At 43.0% G+C, this 16,134-nt stretch carries 15 protein-coding genes; 6 read left to right on the top strand and 9 right to left on the bottom strand.

Annotation, left to right across the window (positions count from 1 at the left end; translation table 11 throughout):
• Window positions 1-125: 125 nt before the first annotated feature.
• Together K1T76_RS12985 and asd are read left to right on the top strand one after the other, a co-directional pair.
• Entirely contained in the window at window positions 126-968 is an 843-nt protein-coding gene (locus K1T76_RS12985) for a sulfurtransferase (protein ID WP_230245563.1), read from the top strand.
• Window positions 965-1,825 carry an archaetidylserine decarboxylase gene (asd, locus tag K1T76_RS12980; RefSeq protein WP_070155808.1) on the top strand — a complete coding sequence of 287 codons (861 nt, stop codon included), beginning with the start codon at window positions 965-967 and terminating at the stop codon, window positions 1,823-1,825. Before K1T76_RS12985 ends, asd begins: the two co-directional genes overlap by 4 nt.
• 95 nt (window positions 1,826-1,920) lie before the next feature.
• Here asd and phoR read toward each other — a convergent pair whose 3' ends face one another.
• The 3 genes from phoR to K1T76_RS12965 all read right to left on the bottom strand — a co-directional run bounded on the left by phoR (window position 1,921) and on the right by K1T76_RS12965 (window position 4,914).
• Complete coding sequence (gene phoR, locus K1T76_RS12975) at window positions 1,921-3,279, bottom strand: phosphate regulon sensor histidine kinase PhoR (protein WP_070155810.1); 1,359 nt, start codon at window positions 3,277-3,279, stop codon at window positions 1,921-1,923.
• Window positions 3,280-3,288: 9 nt separating this feature from the next.
• Complete coding sequence (gene phoB, locus K1T76_RS12970; RefSeq protein ID WP_004974162.1) at window positions 3,289-3,999, bottom strand: phosphate regulon transcriptional regulator PhoB; 711 nt, start codon at window positions 3,997-3,999, stop codon at window positions 3,289-3,291.
• 207 nt (window positions 4,000-4,206) lie between these two features.
• Window positions 4,207-4,914 (bottom strand): TetR/AcrR family transcriptional regulator, encoded by a 708-nt coding sequence (locus tag K1T76_RS12965; protein WP_230245562.1) that lies wholly within the window; start codon window positions 4,912-4,914, stop codon window positions 4,207-4,209.
• A 231-nt stretch (window positions 4,915-5,145) separates the two neighbouring features.
• Between K1T76_RS12965 and K1T76_RS12960 the strand changes: the two genes are divergently transcribed.
• On the top strand, window positions 5,146-5,985 hold the full coding sequence (locus K1T76_RS12960; RefSeq protein WP_230245561.1) for an SDR family NAD(P)-dependent oxidoreductase: 840 nt from the start codon (window positions 5,146-5,148) through the stop codon (window positions 5,983-5,985).
• Between the two features lie 26 nt (window positions 5,986-6,011).
• Here K1T76_RS12960 and K1T76_RS12955 read toward each other — a convergent pair whose 3' ends face one another.
• From K1T76_RS12955 to K1T76_RS12935, 5 genes are all read right to left on the bottom strand, one after another.
• Window positions 6,012-7,379, bottom strand: a complete 1,368-nt coding sequence (locus K1T76_RS12955) for an MATE family efflux transporter (protein WP_230245560.1) — start codon at window positions 7,377-7,379, stop codon at window positions 6,012-6,014.
• Between the two features lie 114 nt (window positions 7,380-7,493).
• Entirely contained in the window at window positions 7,494-8,648 is a 1,155-nt protein-coding gene (locus K1T76_RS12950) for a methionine aminotransferase (protein WP_230245559.1), read from the bottom strand.
• A gap of 156 nt (window positions 8,649-8,804) precedes the next feature.
• Window positions 8,805-10,133: a DUF445 domain-containing protein gene (locus K1T76_RS12945; protein WP_070155817.1), complete on the bottom strand. Its 1,329-nt coding sequence runs from the start codon at window positions 10,131-10,133 to the stop codon at window positions 8,805-8,807.
• Between the two features lie 18 nt (window positions 10,134-10,151).
• Window positions 10,152-10,727: a CC0125/CC1285 family lipoprotein gene (locus tag K1T76_RS12940; RefSeq protein ID WP_070155819.1), complete on the bottom strand. Its 576-nt coding sequence runs from the start codon at window positions 10,725-10,727 to the stop codon at window positions 10,152-10,154.
• Between the two features lie 45 nt (window positions 10,728-10,772).
• Entirely contained in the window at window positions 10,773-11,312 is a 540-nt protein-coding gene (locus tag K1T76_RS12935) for a DUF924 family protein (RefSeq protein WP_070155821.1), read from the bottom strand.
• 318 nt (window positions 11,313-11,630) lie between these two features.
• Here K1T76_RS12935 and gshA point away from each other — a divergent pair, with 318 nt between their 5' ends.
• On the top strand, window positions 11,631-13,208 hold the full coding sequence (gshA, locus tag K1T76_RS12930; RefSeq protein ID WP_019838084.1) for a glutamate--cysteine ligase: 1,578 nt from the start codon (window positions 11,631-11,633) through the stop codon (window positions 13,206-13,208).
• A gap of 18 nt (window positions 13,209-13,226) precedes the next feature.
• Window positions 13,227-13,760, top strand: coding sequence for a disulfide bond formation protein B (locus K1T76_RS12925; protein WP_230245558.1), 534 nt, complete (start codon window positions 13,227-13,229; stop codon window positions 13,758-13,760).
• Window positions 13,761-13,897: 137 nt separating this feature from the next.
• Here the strand turns inward: K1T76_RS12925 and K1T76_RS12920 are convergent, their stop codons facing one another.
• On the bottom strand, window positions 13,898-15,229 hold the full coding sequence (locus K1T76_RS12920) for an alpha/beta fold hydrolase (protein WP_179995476.1): 1,332 nt from the start codon (window positions 15,227-15,229) through the stop codon (window positions 13,898-13,900).
• Window positions 15,230-15,537: 308 nt separating this feature from the next.
• On the opposite strand from K1T76_RS12920, the gene K1T76_RS12915 reads away from it, so the two are divergent.
• Window positions 15,538-16,122 carry a YqiA/YcfP family alpha/beta fold hydrolase gene (locus K1T76_RS12915; protein ID WP_230245668.1) on the top strand — a complete coding sequence of 195 codons (585 nt, stop codon included), beginning with the start codon at window positions 15,538-15,540 and terminating at the stop codon, window positions 16,120-16,122.
• Window positions 16,123-16,134 lie beyond the last annotated feature (12 nt).

Raw genomic sequence — 16,134 nt, 5'->3', positions numbered from 1 at the left:
TTTTTTTCTAGATTAAAGCATGTGATTGTTAAAATTCTGCGAAAGTTATGAAAAAAACAGCATGCCATCAAAAATGACCTATACTAAGTTAAAGTTGATTGCCAAACAGACTGAACCGCATAAAAATGAGCACTTCTCCATTCAATTTTGGACTGCTGATTGAAGCAGAAGATTTAGTTCCCTATTTAGGGCATGAAAAATTGCGCATTGTCGATTTGAGCCGCAATTCGGTGTACGAGCAATTGCATCTTCCGCATGCCTTACAGGTCAAACCGAGCATGTTGCTACGTCAGGATGAAGATACGTCGGGTTTATTGCCTGAACATGAAGCTTTACAAGACTTAATTCAGTATTTGAATATTTCTCCTGAACATCATGTCGTTGCCTATGACGATGAAGGTGGTGCCTGGGCAGGGCGTCTGATCTGGAATTTACACTGCTTGGGTTTTGAGAATACCAGTTTGCTGAATGGTGGGATTCACGCCTGGTTGGCAGCAGGTTTTCCAACCACTTCGGAGGTTGAACCACTGACCTCCGTTAGTACGCTTGTTCCTGTTGTTGAGAAAAATCAGTATCGAATTCAATATGATGAGTTGCTAGAAAAATGCCAAAACCAGTCGGTACAACTTTGGGATTGCCGCACTACTGATGAATATACAGGGCTACGTTTGGCTGCACGACGCGGCGGTCACATTCCTGGAGCACTGCATTTTGAATGGAGTACTGCCCTTAATCGTGAAAATCATTTAAAATTGCATCCCTTAGAACGCACACGACAGCGTCTCGAACTAATCGGATTCAATTTAAACGAACCTGTAGTGGTGTATTGTCAGTCACATCACCGTTCAGGTTTGGCCTACATTTTAGGGCGTTTATTGGGTTGGAAAATTCAGGCCTATGATGGTGCGTGGAGTGAATGGGGCAACCGCCCTGACAGTCCTGTTATTACTGGAGAGTTGCCGTCTTGAGCCTCACATCACGTTTAAAAAAACAAATTTTCATTCAGGCACAACGCGTTGTGCCACAACATCAATTATCACGTGTAGTGGGTAAACTAGCAGCCAGTGAGCATCCTGTGCTCAAAAATGCAGTGATTACTGCATTCAAGGCACAATACGGCATTGATATGTCTTTGGCAGAGCAAAGCAATGCCTTGAAATATAAATCTTTTAATGATTTTTTTACCCGTTCTTTAAAGCAAGGTGTGCGGGAAATTGACAGCAATCCGAACAGCATTGTATCGCCTGCAGATGGGGCGATTTCGCAGCTAGGTAAAATAGAAGATGGGGCAATTTTTCAGGCCAAAGGTCAGCAATTTACTGTTGAAAACTTAATTGCCGACCCGCAATTGGCTGAACCCTTTAAAAATGGTCAGTTTGTAACCGTGTATTTATCTCCACGTGATTATCACCGTGTACACATGCCTTTTGCAGGCACGCTCACTGAAACTTTATATGTGCCAGGCGAGTTGTTTTCTGTCAATCAAACCACAGCCGAAAATATTCCGGGTTTATTTGCCCGCAATGAGCGCATGGTCTGTTTGTTTGATACCGAACTGGGACGTATGGCGGTCGTTTTGGTGGGTGCTATGATTGTGGCGGGTATTGAAACCGTGGCGACAGGTAAAGTAAAACCATCGGGACGTTTGGAGCTGAATCAACACCAATTATTCCTTGAAAAAGGTGCAGAATTAGGACGTTTTTATTTGGGTTCTACCGCGATTGTTTTGTTTGAAGAAAATAAAATGCAGTGGGATGCCGAATTCAAGGCTAATTCTGTGGTGGAAATGGGGAAAGCCTTGGGGCATGTTGTTTCCGCAGAATAAAATCTGATGAATTGAGAAATAAAAAAACGCCAAAATAATTTGGCGTTTTTTATTTTTAACTTTGTAATTTGTTGGGGGTTGTACCAAATCAGCGCTTAACTTTCGTAATACAAACGCTCTTTCGGGAACACAGCTTTGAATATAGAGCCTTGATTTTCTTTAGATTCGACTTCTAAGTGTGCATTATGCTGCATCAAAACGTGCTTCACAATTGCTAAACCTAAACCTGTGCCGCCTGTTTGTCGGCTACGCGCGCTGTCTACACGATAAAAGCGTTCAGTTAAGCGTGGTAAGTGTTTCGGATCAATCCCGATGCCAGTATCTTCTACAGTAAAATAGCCTTGATTGCCATCATCATGCCAGCCAATGGTAATCGTCCCGCCTTTTGGGGTGTATTTAATTGCATTAGTGATTAGGTTGCTAAAGGCACTGGCCAATTCTACATCTGAACCAATCAGATCATAATGACTGTCGATATTTAAGTTGAGCGTGTGTCCATAATCGACGTTATAGGCATGTGCATCGTCAAATAATTGATTCATTAAACTTGGCATTTCAATGATTTGATTTTTGGCGATGGTTTTTTCATTTTCCAGACGTGACAATAGCAGAAGGTCATTCACTAAAGCATTCATACGTCGGGTTTGTGATTGCATTTGCTCAAAAGCACGTTTCCAACGCGGGTTAATATCATCCTGATCGGTAAAGGTTTCGATATAACCACTCAGCACGGTTAGTGGGGTACGTAATTCGTGTGAAATGTTATCGACAAAGTCTTTACGCATTTGTTCTAGGTTATGCATACGCGTCATGTCGTAAGCAAATAACAAACGGCTATTGCCACCAAACTGAGTCATTTTGACGTGCACATATTGCCCTTCATGCACACTCGATTTCATTTTTAAACCGTCGGGTGCTTGGTCAATATGATTAAAATATTCAATAAAACTAGGTTGGCGCAAAATAGTCAGGATGTTGCGTCCACGGTCTAAAGGCTGAATACCTAACAGTTTTTCTGCAGCAGGGTTCCACCATTCAATCTGATGATTTTCATCAATCAGCATCACGGCTTCATCTAGTGCCACCAATGAAGACTGGGCGCGGTCAATCAACCCGACCATTTCAGCCTGAACAATACGTTCCTGACGTTGCGAGCGATAAACATTGAATAGTAATGCACCCCAAATTCCATGCAGATTCGGCGGGACATCATAAGGACGATTGGAAATCCAATCATTGACTAAATAGAGCGAGCGCATTTGCTGAAGAAAAAACAGCAAAAAGGCGAGGCTAATACAAATCCAAAAATACCCAATCCCAAAACCAATCAAGCTTGCAATAATTAGGAAAAAGGCCAATAAACGAAAATCTTGTTTGGCAAAAGTCCATAAACTGCTGTAACGAACTTGTTTGAGGTCACGAGCGAGTTCAGGGACTGGGTAAGGTTCGTACATAAAATAATTTTAGCCTAAAGCAACATCCGCACGTGTCGAGAAGCGATAACCTGTACCACGTACCGTTTGCACAAAACGGTCTACACCATACGGCTCTAAGACTTTACGTAAACGACGAATATGCACATCAATAGTTCGGTCTTCAATATATACATTGCCGCCCCAGACTTGGTCAAGCAATTGCGCACGGGTGTAAGCGCGCTCTGGGTGCGTCATAAAGAATGCCAATAAGCGATATTCGGTTGGGCCCATTTCTAAAATATTGTCGCCAAAACTGACACGCTGGCTAACTGGGTCTAAAATTAAACCGTTGGCATCAATGGTTTTTTCACCGCTTAAGGCATTGGCACGACGCAAGACGGCTTTAATTCGCGACACCAGTTCACGAGTTGAGAATGGCTTGGTCATGTAGTCGTCCGCGCCTGCATCTAAACCTTGAACTTTGTGATCTTCTTCACCACGTGCAGTGAGCATAATCACAGGAATTTCGGCAAGGTTGTCATCGCGTTTTAGGCGACGACACAAGTCTACACCGCTGACACCGCCTGGCATCATCCAATCAAGCAAGATAAGCGCTGGACGTTGATCGACAATCATCTGATGAGCTTGTTTTGCATCTTCTGCTTGTAAGCACTGAAAGCCTGCCATATCTAAAGAGGTATGGATCATCTCCCGAATTGGAAGTTCGTCATCGACGATTAAAATGTAGTCATCTTTCACAACGCAATATCCTATAGATGTTAACGGTGGGCCGTTTTATTTATGACAGGCTTATTACAAAGATTAATTATGACAGTATCATTGCAGAAAGGGTTAAACGGGCTGTTTTTGCAATAATTTGTGACAAACTAATGTCGATTTGATGAAAAAACTGAACAGATTCAGTAAAAGTAAAATAATGATTTGAAAAATATTATGACTGTTTTTTCAATGTGATGACAAGGTCGAAGAATCTTTCATAAAAGTTTGCTCTTTTTCCGAAAAGGTCTGTAATAACGATAAAAATACAATACGGCAAGAAGACAAGACATCTTCCATAGATTGTTTGAAATCGCTTATGACCCAGCGAATCGCAATTTGGGTGACATAACCATTTAAGCCTGTCGCCACCAGTGAAATCTCTCGATTGGGGCGGTCTAAATGCGGCATCATCAGCATGACAAAGGCCTGAATCATGCGGTCAAAACGTGACATGGTTTCGTGAATAGTGGCTTGGTTATGCAGTTCTTGCACCAGCATGGCATCAATATAAATAATACGTGCCATTTGCGGGTTATTTTTTAGCGTAGTCAATAAAGCCGTTAGTCCAGCATCAATCATTTTTTTTGGATCCGCCGAAGCTTGCATAATGGCTTGCATGACATTTTGCTGTAATTCATCAATCAGTTTTAAAAAAATGGTCTGAAACAGTTCTTCACTTTTTTTAAAGGATTCGTAGAAATAGCGTTCGGTCAGTTTAGCTTCGGTACAAATATCTTTTACGGTCACGGCAAAAAAGCCATGCGTCCCATAGGCTTGAATACCTGCCTCAATCAATTTCTCACGACGTACCTGTTTGCGCTCAGTTAAAGATAAGCCTTTAAACTGACGTTCTTTTTGTGGTTTCTGGGTGGTTTTTTCTGTTTGTGCAGTCATGGGCAGTCGTTCTGTCCTGTTCAGTTAAGCCAAATACGAACCGTAAGCAGGCTTTATATTAGCAATAATTATCTGTTAAACCTATGATTTCAGATTCATTTGCGATATTCGTACTGGCCTATATTGACAATACTTATTGTCAAAATTATATTTAAACCACAGCGCATCGCATAGCCCTACAAAACAACAAGCAGGTCTGAACTGTGCACGCCATATACTCAAGGAAATCATATGAAAAATTTTAAAAATAAAGTTGCCGCAATTACAGGCGCAGGCTCGGGTATTGGGCAGCAACTGGCTGTTCTATTGGCGAAGCAAGGCTGTCATTTATCGCTCAGTGATGTGAATGAACAAGGTCTGTCGCAAACAGTAGATTTACTCAAAGACAGTAATGTGCGCGTGACCATTAAAAAAGTGGATGTTTCTCAATTAGAACAAATGCGCGAATGGGCAGCTGAAACTGTGCAAGATCACGGCTCGGTCAATATGATTTTTAATAATGCAGGCGTGGCATTGGGTTCTACCGTAGAAGGTGCAAGTTACAAAGAATTGGAGTGGATTGTTGGTATAAATTTCTGGGGTGTGGTGTACGGCACCAAAGAATTTTTGCCTTTCATCAAACAAACTGGGGATGGTCATATCATTAACATTTCTAGTTTATTTGGTTTAACCGCACAACCCTCGCAGTCGGCTTATAATGCGACCAAGTTTGCGGTGCGCGGTTTTACTGAATCCTTGCGTCAGGAATTAGATTTGGAAAATTGTGGAGTGAGCGCGTTGAGCGTGCATCCAGGTGGGATTCGCACCAATATTGCCAACAACGCCAAAATGAACGACAGCATACGCACTTTGGGCATGAATCCTGAAAAATCGGCACGTGCGTTTAATAAATTATTGCGTTGCCCGCCTGAAGAAGCTGCACGCCAAATTTTAGAGGCAGTACAAAAAGACAAACGCCGCTTATTGATTGGTAATGATGCTAAAACTTTGGATTTAATCCAGCGTATTGTTCCAACGGGTTATCAGAAAGTAACCGCATGGGCGACTAAGTTGGGCAAGAAACGCGGTTAATCTAACTTACAAATATAACAGACCATTCAGACCAAAACCTGAATGGTTTTTTTCTTCCAGACAAATTGATAATACGCACCTTGACCGATGCACAGACTCACAAATGCCAAGGCATAGGCATACCAAATTCCTTGCAAACCCCACCACTGACTGAAGAAATAAGCACACGGTACTTCAATTAAAACAATCGCTAAAATATTGATGATCATTGGAACATTGACCGTGCCACTGGCGCGCATAATGGAGGCAAAAATTGCACTGGCACCAAAAAATAAAATGGCCCATAACACAATAAATAAGAGCTGCTGACCCAGTACCACCACCGCCGGATCGGTAATAAACAACGCCATCAGATATTTAGAAAATAAATAACCCAAGGTGACTAAAATACCTGTAATTAGCAGATTCATGCCCAAGGCAGTACGGGTGACTTTGGCCAGTAATTCGGCTTTGCCTGCACCAATGGCTTGTGCTGCAAAAATTGAAGCAGCTATGGCAATGGATAGAGCAGGAAATTGAATATAGTTCAACACCTGATTAACTGCACCATAGGCGGCAGTGGCCTCAGCACCATGTCGATTAACCAAACCGACAATCACCAAACCCGCCATAGAGGTGGTGACCATTTGTAAGCCTGTAGGAATGCCTAAGCGTAAAATCACCTTGCTTAGATTGGGTTGATGCCGAATTTGACGTAGCAGATGCCTATCCATTTTGAGGGGATGGTTCTTTTTATTCAGGTAAATCACCAAAAAAATTAAAACAGCCAGATAGCCCAGAATGGTGGCAATGGCAGGGGCAATAATGCCCAAGCGAGGAAAGCCAAAATAACCTGCAATCAGGATGGGGGTAATCACTAAGCCCATTAAACTGGTCAGACTTAGGGCAATGAGTGGCGTAAGGCTATCGCCCACTCCACGCAAAATAGAGGTATAAATAATATACACAAACAGCAGTGGGCTGCCTGCTAACATCCATTGCACATACGGCAGGGATAGATGCATCACTTTAGGGTCTGTGCCCAATAAGATTAAAATTTGTTTGGCAAAAATTACCCCTAAACAGGCAATCAAACTGCCGACGATCAGGGTCATAAATAAAGTCGAGCCGACAATACAGCGCACTTTTTCGACATTTTGTGCGCCCCATGCTTGTCCAACCAACACAGTCGAGCCTGCCGAAAGCCCAATCACAAAGGCCATCAGGCAAAAAATAATGGGAAAAAATACCGACACTGCAGCAATAGCTTCCACACCCAGCATTTGCCCGACAAAAATTGTGTTAATGGTGCCCGAAAGATTTTGCAAAATATTGGTGGCAATCAGTGGCAATAGAAATACCAAAAAGGTTTTCCAAAGCTGAGGGTGATCGACCAGTGCCTGAGGTCTTGCCATGCCAAATCCTGCGCTTCAATATGCGGTTGTTTGAAATTTCACCCTAGCATGATTTGGTCATAAAAAGCCTTAGCTTTTCAGTAACTCAGTGACATTTCAGTAGAGCTTCACTACTTAAATTGCCGATAAAATTTCACCTGCACGCAACAGGGTTTCAGTTTTTTTAGCAAAGCAGAAGCGGATTAAACGTAAATCATCGGGTGGGGTTTGATAAAATGCAGACACAGGAATACCGACAATGCCGTACTGCTCGGCTAGAAAATGACACATATCTACGGCATTTAAGTCAGGGCGGATATTGCTGTAATCTAAATTTTGAAAATAAGTGCCTTGAGCAGGGCTGAATTGAAAACGTGAATTGGCAATCCCTTGATTAAACAAATCACGTTTGTCCTGATAAAACTTTGCCAATTCTGCAATATGTTCAGGATGCTGCTGCATATAATTCGCCAGAGCTACTTGCACAGGGCTAACCCCGCAGAAATTAATAAATTGATAGGCTTGGCGAAAGAGCTGCATTAAGGCAGCTGCAGCCGCACAGTAGCCTGTTTTCCAGCCTGTGACATGAAAAGTTTTACCAAACGAGCCCACGACAAAACTACGTTCCCTAAGCTCAGGAAAAGACAGCGCAGAGCGATGTTGATGCGTATCAAAGACTAAATGTTCATAGACTTCATCGGACAGCACCACAATATTATGTTCCTGAATGACATCAATTAAATGCTGCCAATCTTGCGCTGACCATACTGTACCTGTGGGATTATGTGGCGTGTTGATGATGATCATGCGGGTTTTTGAATGAATGGCATCTTTGACCCTATTCCAGTCCACCTGAAAATGTGGAGCCTGTAGCGGAATATGAATGGCTTTTGCACCCAATAATTTTACACAGGGCGCATAACTGTCATAACTTGGATCAAAAAGAATGACTTCATCGCCTGCCTGCAGCACGGTTTGCATGATGCTAAAAATAGCCAGTGTTGCCCCAGGTGTGATGGTAATTTCACTGATCGGGTCAAGTGTTAGCTGATCACGCTGTAAAAACTGCTGTGCCAGTTGTTCACGTAACGGCAAGTAACCATCGCCCGAAGGATATTGATTGAAGCCTGCGTGTGTGGCTTGGCTTAAAGCATCTAGTAATGCTGCAGGTGCACGAAAATCAGGAAAACCCTGCGATAAATTTAAGGCATTTAGTTGTTGTGCCAAGTTAGACATGGTACTAAAAATACTCAGACCTTGAGCAGGCAGTTTCGCGTGAATATCGAGCATAGTGAGGTTCTAGTGGTGGCAGCAGCTTATTTTACATCGTAGCTTTTTCAGGCGTGAATGCAAATGGGGGTAAGTTCGGTGATGTAGCTTGAGTAGATCATTCGGGGCATTATTTTTATTTAATACCTCAAGATCGTCTTATCAAAAACTTGCATCTTAAATCCACTCCACCAATGCCCGAATAACCCCCAATCCTAGACCAATAAATGCACCTACGACCACACCATTGACCCGAATCATGTGTAAATCACCACCGACTTCGTTTTCAATTTTACCAATCATTTCGCGCGAGTCCCATTCGTGAATACGCTCACTAATAAAACGAATCACTTTTTCACTATATTGATCAGACAAATTCACCGCAATCGTACTCATTTTTTCATTCAGTAACTGACGTACTGCGGTATTTGCAATAATATTTTCACCGACTTGCTGAAGGGCAACACGCAGATTTTGCGCAATTCCTGAATCAGGTTTTTGTAAATCTTCCTTAATCGCATTACAGAGAATGACCACGGCACCACTGATAAAATTCAAAACTTGTGGACTGTCTAACAGAGCATTTTTAGTATCATTTAGGCGCAGACTGGCACTGCTGTTGTTATCTGCCAGTTGTAACATGAGTTGTTGCCCAGCCTCTTCAATTTTTTGTCGCCAAGGATGTTCAGGGTCTGCCAGCATGGATTCGACCCGTTGCAGTAAAGAATCTATAGTGCGTTGCTGCACATCAATTCCAATCCAGCTCGCACCTTTGGCCAGTTTCCACACGCCAAGTTCTTTAAATAATTGACCGGTCAATTCACGGCTTTTTTCAGGATGTTTCAGCATCCAGTCATGGGCAAGGTCTAAACCGCGTTGCAGCACATCCTGATGGAAGTCATTTTCCAAAACTGCACGCAGCATTTCACTGGCCAAGAGGTTGACCTGCGTGTTGCGAACCCATTGCACACTATTGCTTTGAATAAAGCGGCCAATTTGTTCTTGCCCGACAAATTCAAAAATTTTCGGTACAGTCTGCTGAATGACTTGGGTCACTTGCGCATTATTTTGTGGATTGGCCAGCCATTTGCCCACGGCTAAAGATAAGTCAGTGCTGTGCAGGCTTTTTTGTACAACGTGTGGCGATAAAAAGTTTTCCTGCACAAAACGGCCCATAGACTCGGCAATACGGTCTTTGTTGCGTGGAATAATTTCGGTGTGATCACGTAAGAATTTAGGAATTGGCATTTTGCCAAAAGGATTGCGAAACAGCACCGTAATCGCATACCAGTCTGCTAGACCACCCACCACACCTGCTTCGGCAGACAGCATGAGTATGTGAATTAACCAGGTGTATTCTGGCAGTAATTTTGCAGTCAGCATTAATGCTAGCCATGCCACCACGGCAATCACTAAAGCAATGGTGGCAAAGCGTTTACTGCGTTGCAGACTCGGAGAAGTACGCTGCGAGCTGCTCGCTAAAGTGTGGTCAGACGCTGTATTCATGCAGGCATCCTTATTTCATTAGGGCGCGGCAGGGGCAGAGGTTGGTGGGGGTAATGGTTGTCCTGTTGCACTTAAACCATATTTTGCCCCCAGTGATTGTAAAATCAGGCTCGCATCAAAAGCATCTTCCGGTGCAGATTTTTGATCTTTAAAACACTGAATGGTGTAAGACACTTGAGTCGGATCGAGGGTCACCACTTGCGGCATATCATAGAATGGGTCAGGCCAGAATGGTGCACGACGATGATAATATCCATACGGCGAATAGCTATAAGGATAGTAACTTGGTGCAGGGTAAACCACGGCTTGTCTAGGTGGTTTCTGGCTACGGTTACTCGGATCATCTAAAACTTTAAAAAAGCGAAAACCGTGTTGCAGCGTGGTTTGTGCTGCTTTCACCAAAGTAATTTCTTCTGCAGTGCCAAAACTCATGTTATGACCCGCTAAAAAACTAATCCGATAGGTCTGCACATTTAGTGGTGTGGTGCTGAATTGCCCCAACTGTTCAAAGCTGAGCGGTTTAGAGGGTGTCGTGGCACAGCCTGTAAACAGCAAACTGCTGGCAAGGGCAAGACCGAGTAGGAAATATTTCATGTGAAAGCTCCTGTACACATCAACCAGCCAAGACAAACTTGCCAGTTAAAAACTGCTATTGGGTTGGGTTAAAAACTCAAGTTCTTCTGCGCTAGATGGGCGTCCTAACACCTGATTTCGATGTGGATAACGTCCAAAACGGTCAATAATTACTTTATGTTTCAGTTCATAGTCCAACACGGTAGGGTCATTCAAACTTTCAAACAACGTCAATGCGACTTCGTGAATATGTTTGGATTCACTGTGCATAAACGGCATATATAAAAAACGGCGTTGAGTTAGGTTTAAGTCCTGATCTAATTTTAAGTGAATCATTTCCTGTGCCAATACCAAGGCCATTCCATCTTGGGCAAAAGCACGCGGGTCATTGCGGTATAAATTACGTGACAATTGATCTATAACAATGATTTCAGCCAAACGACCTGCAGGTGTTTCGCGCCATGTCCATAATTCTCCTTGAGCCGCTTGTTGCAATACATCGGTAAATTTTTCTGCGAGCAGGGCATCAAATTCTGCGCTTTTGACAAACCAGTTCGGTTCTGCAACAGGAGAAAACCAAAAATTTAAAAAATCTTGATAATTCATACGCTTTATTATTTACCTCTGTTCTTTTGATTATAAAATCACAAATTGAGCATGTCTTATAGTGCAACTTTGTGATAAAAATTGCCAAATTAAAATTTATTGATGTTGACCACTTTATAAAATGTCAGCATGCCTCAAAATCATCATTTTGTTAGAAAAAAACAGCCCAAGCGCATGTGCTGATGCCAAATCAAGTTATACTTGAACGGTAGCAATTTCATCTCAGATCATGTGTATGATTGAGAAAATTGCCACCGACCCAAAATCAGCCTGTGGTTTGTGTCGTATTTGTAGTGTATTGGATTAAGCGAGAGTGTAATGAGTGAACCCGAACCAAATGCGCAAGATGTTCTACCAACATGGGTAGACGCTGCGTTGCTTCAAGGGATGTTGCGCGGGATTGAACGCGAAAGTCTGCGTATGCAAAGCGATGGCTTCTTGTCGCAGCAAGCACATCCTCAAGCCTTAGGTTCGGCACTCACACATCCACACATTACCACAGACTATTCTGAAGCACTGATGGAGTTCATTACTCCACCGCAAAGCAGCATTCAACACGCGCTGGATTATTTGCGTGATATTCATAGCGTGGTGCATCAACACTTGGGCGAAGGTGAAAAGCTTTGGCCGCTGTCGATGCCGTGTATGCTCGATGAAACCGATGATAATATCCCACTGGCGCAATATGGCAGCTCCAATATCGGGCGTTTTAAAACCTTGTATCGTCGTGGTTTGGGCGTGCGCTATGGTCGCCGTATGCAGACCATTTCAGGGGTGCATTATAATTTATCCTTCCCTGAACATTTATTTGCCGCCTTGCAACAACATGAAAGCGATGAGCAGCTCAAAGCACTGAGTTTGCAAGATTATCGTAGTCATCGTTATTTGGGTTTAATTCGTAATTTTATTCGTTTAACGCCATTGGTAATGTTCCTGCTCGGTGCGAGTCCATCGGTCTGTCAGTGTTTTATGACAGGGCGCGAGCATCATTTATTGCCGTTGTTACGAGGCACTTTGTATTTGCCGTATGCGACTGCGCTGCGTATGGGTAACTTTGGCTATCAAAACTCAGCACAGAAAAAACTTGGTATTCATTACAATGACTTAACAGGTTATTTGGATGGTTTACAAAAAGCTGTAAAAACCCCGTACTTGCCATTTAGCCGCTTAGGTTTAGATGATGCCACGGGTGAACCAATTCAAATTAATGACCATGTGCTGCAAATTGAAAATGAGTACTACAGTTTGGTGCGCCCAAAACAAGTACCACAAGAAGGTGAAACCCCATCTCAAGCACTTGCCAATCGTGGTATTGGTTATGTCGAATTGCGTGCGGTAGATGTCAATCCGTACAGCCCAATTGGGATAGATGAAGATACAGCAGGCTTTTTGGAAGTCTTGGCATTGTATTGTTTATTGCAAGACAGCCCTGCCTTGTTAGATGCAGAACAAAGCATTATCGAAAAAAATCAGGCTGAAGTGGTCAATCGTGGGCGTGCGCCAAATGCGCAAATTCAAGAGGGCGATGTTAAAACCCCAATTGAAGCTTGGGGAAAGCAGTATGTCACCGCGATGCAACCTTTGGCTGCTTTACTTGATCAATGTTATGCGACGCAGCTATATTCTCAAGCTTTAGAGCGCATGATGGCACGTTTGCATGAAGACGATGAAACCCTGTCGGCACACATGATTGCCGATACTATTCAACATGGCGGTACCTGGGGCTTTGGCAGTTATATGGCCCAGCAACATGCACATGCCTATGAGCAACATCTATTGCGTCCTGAAACACAAACATATTTTGATGAAATTGCAGTGCAATCTATTCAGCAACAAAAACAACTTGAACAAGCACAGGGTCTGAGTTTTGCAGACTATGTCGCACAATATAGATAACAGCTCAGAGATTTAAACATGCAATTGAGTTATCGTCTGCTAAGTGGTGTTTTATTTTTAGCCAGTGTCATCGGGATGACATTTGCATTGTATTTAGAGCATGTGCAAGGTTTAGCGCCGTGTCCACTGTGCGTTTTTCAGCGCGTGGGTTTAATTGCATTGGGCTTGGTTTCACTGATTGCTTTTGTGCATAATCCTAAATCTAACGTAGTTAAGCGTATTTATGCGCTGCTTGGCAGTATTGGAATTTTGTGGTCAGTGGGTGTGGCAGCACGACATGTGTGGCTGCAAAATCTTCCGCCCGATCAAGTGCCAAGCTGCGGTCCAGGACTGGATTATTTGGTAGATGCCTTACCCATGAAAGCTGTATTGCAACAAGTACTGTCCGGTTCAGGTGAATGTGCTGTGATTGACTGGACGTTCTTAGGGCAGTCTTTACCTGTGTGGTCATTGCTGTTCTTTAGCGTGTTGGCGATCATCAGTTTATGGCAATTGTTGCGTAACTATCCGTTTGTGGCATCGGCTACATTTGGTAAAGTGAAGAAAAAATAAATTCCGGCAGCCTACCCACTGAATTGATAAAAATGCGTCATCCATAAAATTGCGATGGCGCATTTTTTTTGTGTATCTGTTGAAAATCTATCTACCAATCATCGTGTTGTAGGGTATTTTGAATTGCTTGGACTGTGTTAGGTGAGCGCAATGCCTTCTAAACTTGACCAATCGCCAATAAATTCATGAATTTGCTGCTCTGGTACTTCTTCATGCGCAGGATAAAACCATTTCACCAATTGCTCTGCCACACTCGGATGATATTGCAATTGAAAGTGGTTCAGACCATAGAACACAGCTTTGTGCGATTCAGGCAGTTTTAATTGAAAACGTGGGTTAGGATGTTCCCCCAAAGCACTTTTTATACTGACCAAATAATCGCCAATGACTTTGCGGGTCAGGTTCTGCTTTTTCTCAAACTCAATGCTGCCTGCCACGAAATAAGCATTAATGTGGGTTGGCAAAGGTGCAGGTTTACGGTTGTCATCTATCTGCCCAATTCGTGCCTGATTGTGTTCCCAGTCATCATCTCGCACACTACCATAGCGCAAATCTAAAATACCGTTGCTGCGAATATTGACCAAATGCCCGACAATTTTCACAATGGGGAAGCGACCTAATTTTTCCTGTAAATGGAAACCAAAACGCTCTAAAACTGCCCCATGATGTGGTGAGCCCAAACAAACCAGATTTTCAACCAAGTGAATCCAGTGCTGTAAATTTTGCTTGCCGTAAAATAGCGCACTGCGCGATACCAAACCGCCCATGCTGTGCCCAATTAAATCAATACTGGTAATTTTAGGATGGCGTTGAATTAAATCATCTAAGGTATTGGCAAGGCTGCGACCATTGGCAGAAATGCGACGTCCTGTATTGTAATTCAGATATAGCATGGTGTTATGGTCACGTTGTGCCAGTAATTTTTCACCAAAACCACCAAATTGATGTGTCGTCCAATCGAGGTGATTACGGCATAAACCGTGCACAAAAATTACCACACGCCCAGACAAATCGCCCTGTTGGACTTCGCCATAATGGTCATAGAGCACCATGGGTAAGGCGAGCGGATTTTGCTGTTCGAGTAGATAATCTCCCAGTATGCCATTCAGTACACCCACTAAAAAATGTAGGCTTGGTGTAAGTGCCTTGTCATGTAAGTTGGGAAATTGCGCAATAATTTTACGTAAACCAGGCGCAATAAAGTGATAGCCGTATTGTTGTAAGCTGTGGAATGTAAACTTATACAACTTTTGAAAAGTCGCAGTTTTTTGAAACTTTTGAGAGCGTTGTTCGCTCATGCCAAATACGCTGAGCAAAACTTCACGCTGAATAGTTTGAATCACTTCGCTCATCACGGCATTCAGGCGCGTGCTGACCAACTGCGCCAAGCCTTCTAGTACATCGGCCTGACTTGGAGGTGTACGGTCCCATCTACAATAGGTTTCATGGAGCGGTGTTAAACTTGGCATACTGTGTTGCCCCTTATGTTCCCATATACCGAACGCTTTATTTTTACTTGGGTTCGCGGTATAAACTCAAGGGTCTGCTGGCATTTCATGAATTTACAGGACTGTAAATTTTTAGCTGAATTGTCACCAAACCCGATACTTTTATTTTATCGTGTTCATCTTGAACTACTTGTAAAATACCGATGAATGCCAAGATGTTCGCATCTTTTTGTCTAACAATTGCATTTTTCCATGAAAATTAAATTAAAAACGCAAAATAAGTGCTGTATCAGCCAAAAAATGAATGGTGTTGCTCAGAAATGTCACGCATGAATTTAATTTACTTACATGGTTTTCAAAGTAGTCCCTTGTCCATGAAAGGGCAGTTATTGCATGCTTATGTACAGCAGCATCGCCCTGATATTCAAATGCACTTGCCCGATTTAAATGCCCCACCTTTACAGGTCTTAGCAAACGTTTCGGGATTGATTCAAAGTTTGACCAACGTGGCGTTGGTAGGGAGCAGTCTAGGCGGCTTTTATGCGACACAACTGGTCGCACAGCATCATGTACCTGCTGTTGTGATTAACCCTGCTATGCGACCATGGCAATTGTTTCAGGACTTGTTTGGCGATGTGTTGCCATACGTGGTACATCCGAACTGGAGCTTAACTGCAGCGCAATTGGATGACTTAGCAGACATTGCGTTGCCAGTTGCGCAAGATGCAGACAAAATATTGGTGTTATTGCAACAAGGCGATGAAGTTTTGGATTATCGTGAAGCGCAGCGTTATTATAGTGCTGCCTCGCCTTCGGCCATGATCATGACTGAAGCGCACGGCAATCATGCCATGGATGATTTTGCAGACAAAATTCCGATGTTACTGCAATTTTTATCGGATTCCCTAGCTTAAGGAAACAGTACA

Source organism: Acinetobacter sp. PW68 (genome assembly GCF_020982655.1).
In the GTDB taxonomy this organism is placed as follows: Bacteria; Pseudomonadota; Gammaproteobacteria; order Pseudomonadales; family Moraxellaceae; genus Acinetobacter; species Acinetobacter towneri_A.
The sequence above is the reverse complement of the archived record's forward strand: the minus strand, read 5'-3'. Positions and strand labels throughout refer to the sequence as shown.

Coding starts and splice junctions, on each gene's coding strand:
- K1T76_RS12985 (WP_230245563.1), top strand. CDS start 126: ATGAGCACTTCTCCATTCAATTTTGGACTGCTGATTGAAGCAGAAGAT.
- phoR (WP_070155810.1), bottom strand. CDS start 3,279: ATGTACGAACCTTACCCAGTCCCTGAACTCGCTCGTGACCTCAAACAA.
- K1T76_RS12965 (WP_230245562.1), bottom strand. CDS start 4,914: ATGACTGCACAAACAGAAAAAACCACCCAGAAACCACAAAAAGAACGT.
- K1T76_RS12960 (WP_230245561.1), top strand. CDS start 5,146: ATGAAAAATTTTAAAAATAAAGTTGCCGCAATTACAGGCGCAGGCTCG.
- K1T76_RS12955 (WP_230245560.1), bottom strand. CDS start 7,379: ATGGCAAGACCTCAGGCACTGGTCGATCACCCTCAGCTTTGGAAAACC.
- K1T76_RS12950 (WP_230245559.1), bottom strand. CDS start 8,648: ATGCTCGATATTCACGCGAAACTGCCTGCTCAAGGTCTGAGTATTTTT.
- K1T76_RS12945 (WP_070155817.1), bottom strand. CDS start 10,133: ATGAATACAGCGTCTGACCACACTTTAGCGAGCAGCTCGCAGCGTACT.
- K1T76_RS12940 (WP_070155819.1), bottom strand. CDS start 10,727: ATGAAATATTTCCTACTCGGTCTTGCCCTTGCCAGCAGTTTGCTGTTT.
- K1T76_RS12935 (WP_070155821.1), bottom strand. CDS start 11,312: ATGAATTATCAAGATTTTTTAAATTTTTGGTTTTCTCCTGTTGCAGAA.
- gshA (WP_019838084.1), top strand. CDS start 11,631: ATGAGTGAACCCGAACCAAATGCGCAAGATGTTCTACCAACATGGGTA.
- K1T76_RS12925 (WP_230245558.1), top strand. CDS start 13,227: ATGCAATTGAGTTATCGTCTGCTAAGTGGTGTTTTATTTTTAGCCAGT.
- K1T76_RS12920 (WP_179995476.1), bottom strand. CDS start 15,229: ATGCCAAGTTTAACACCGCTCCATGAAACCTATTGTAGATGGGACCGT.
- K1T76_RS12915 (WP_230245668.1), top strand. CDS start 15,538: ATGAATTTAATTTACTTACATGGTTTTCAAAGTAGTCCCTTGTCCATG.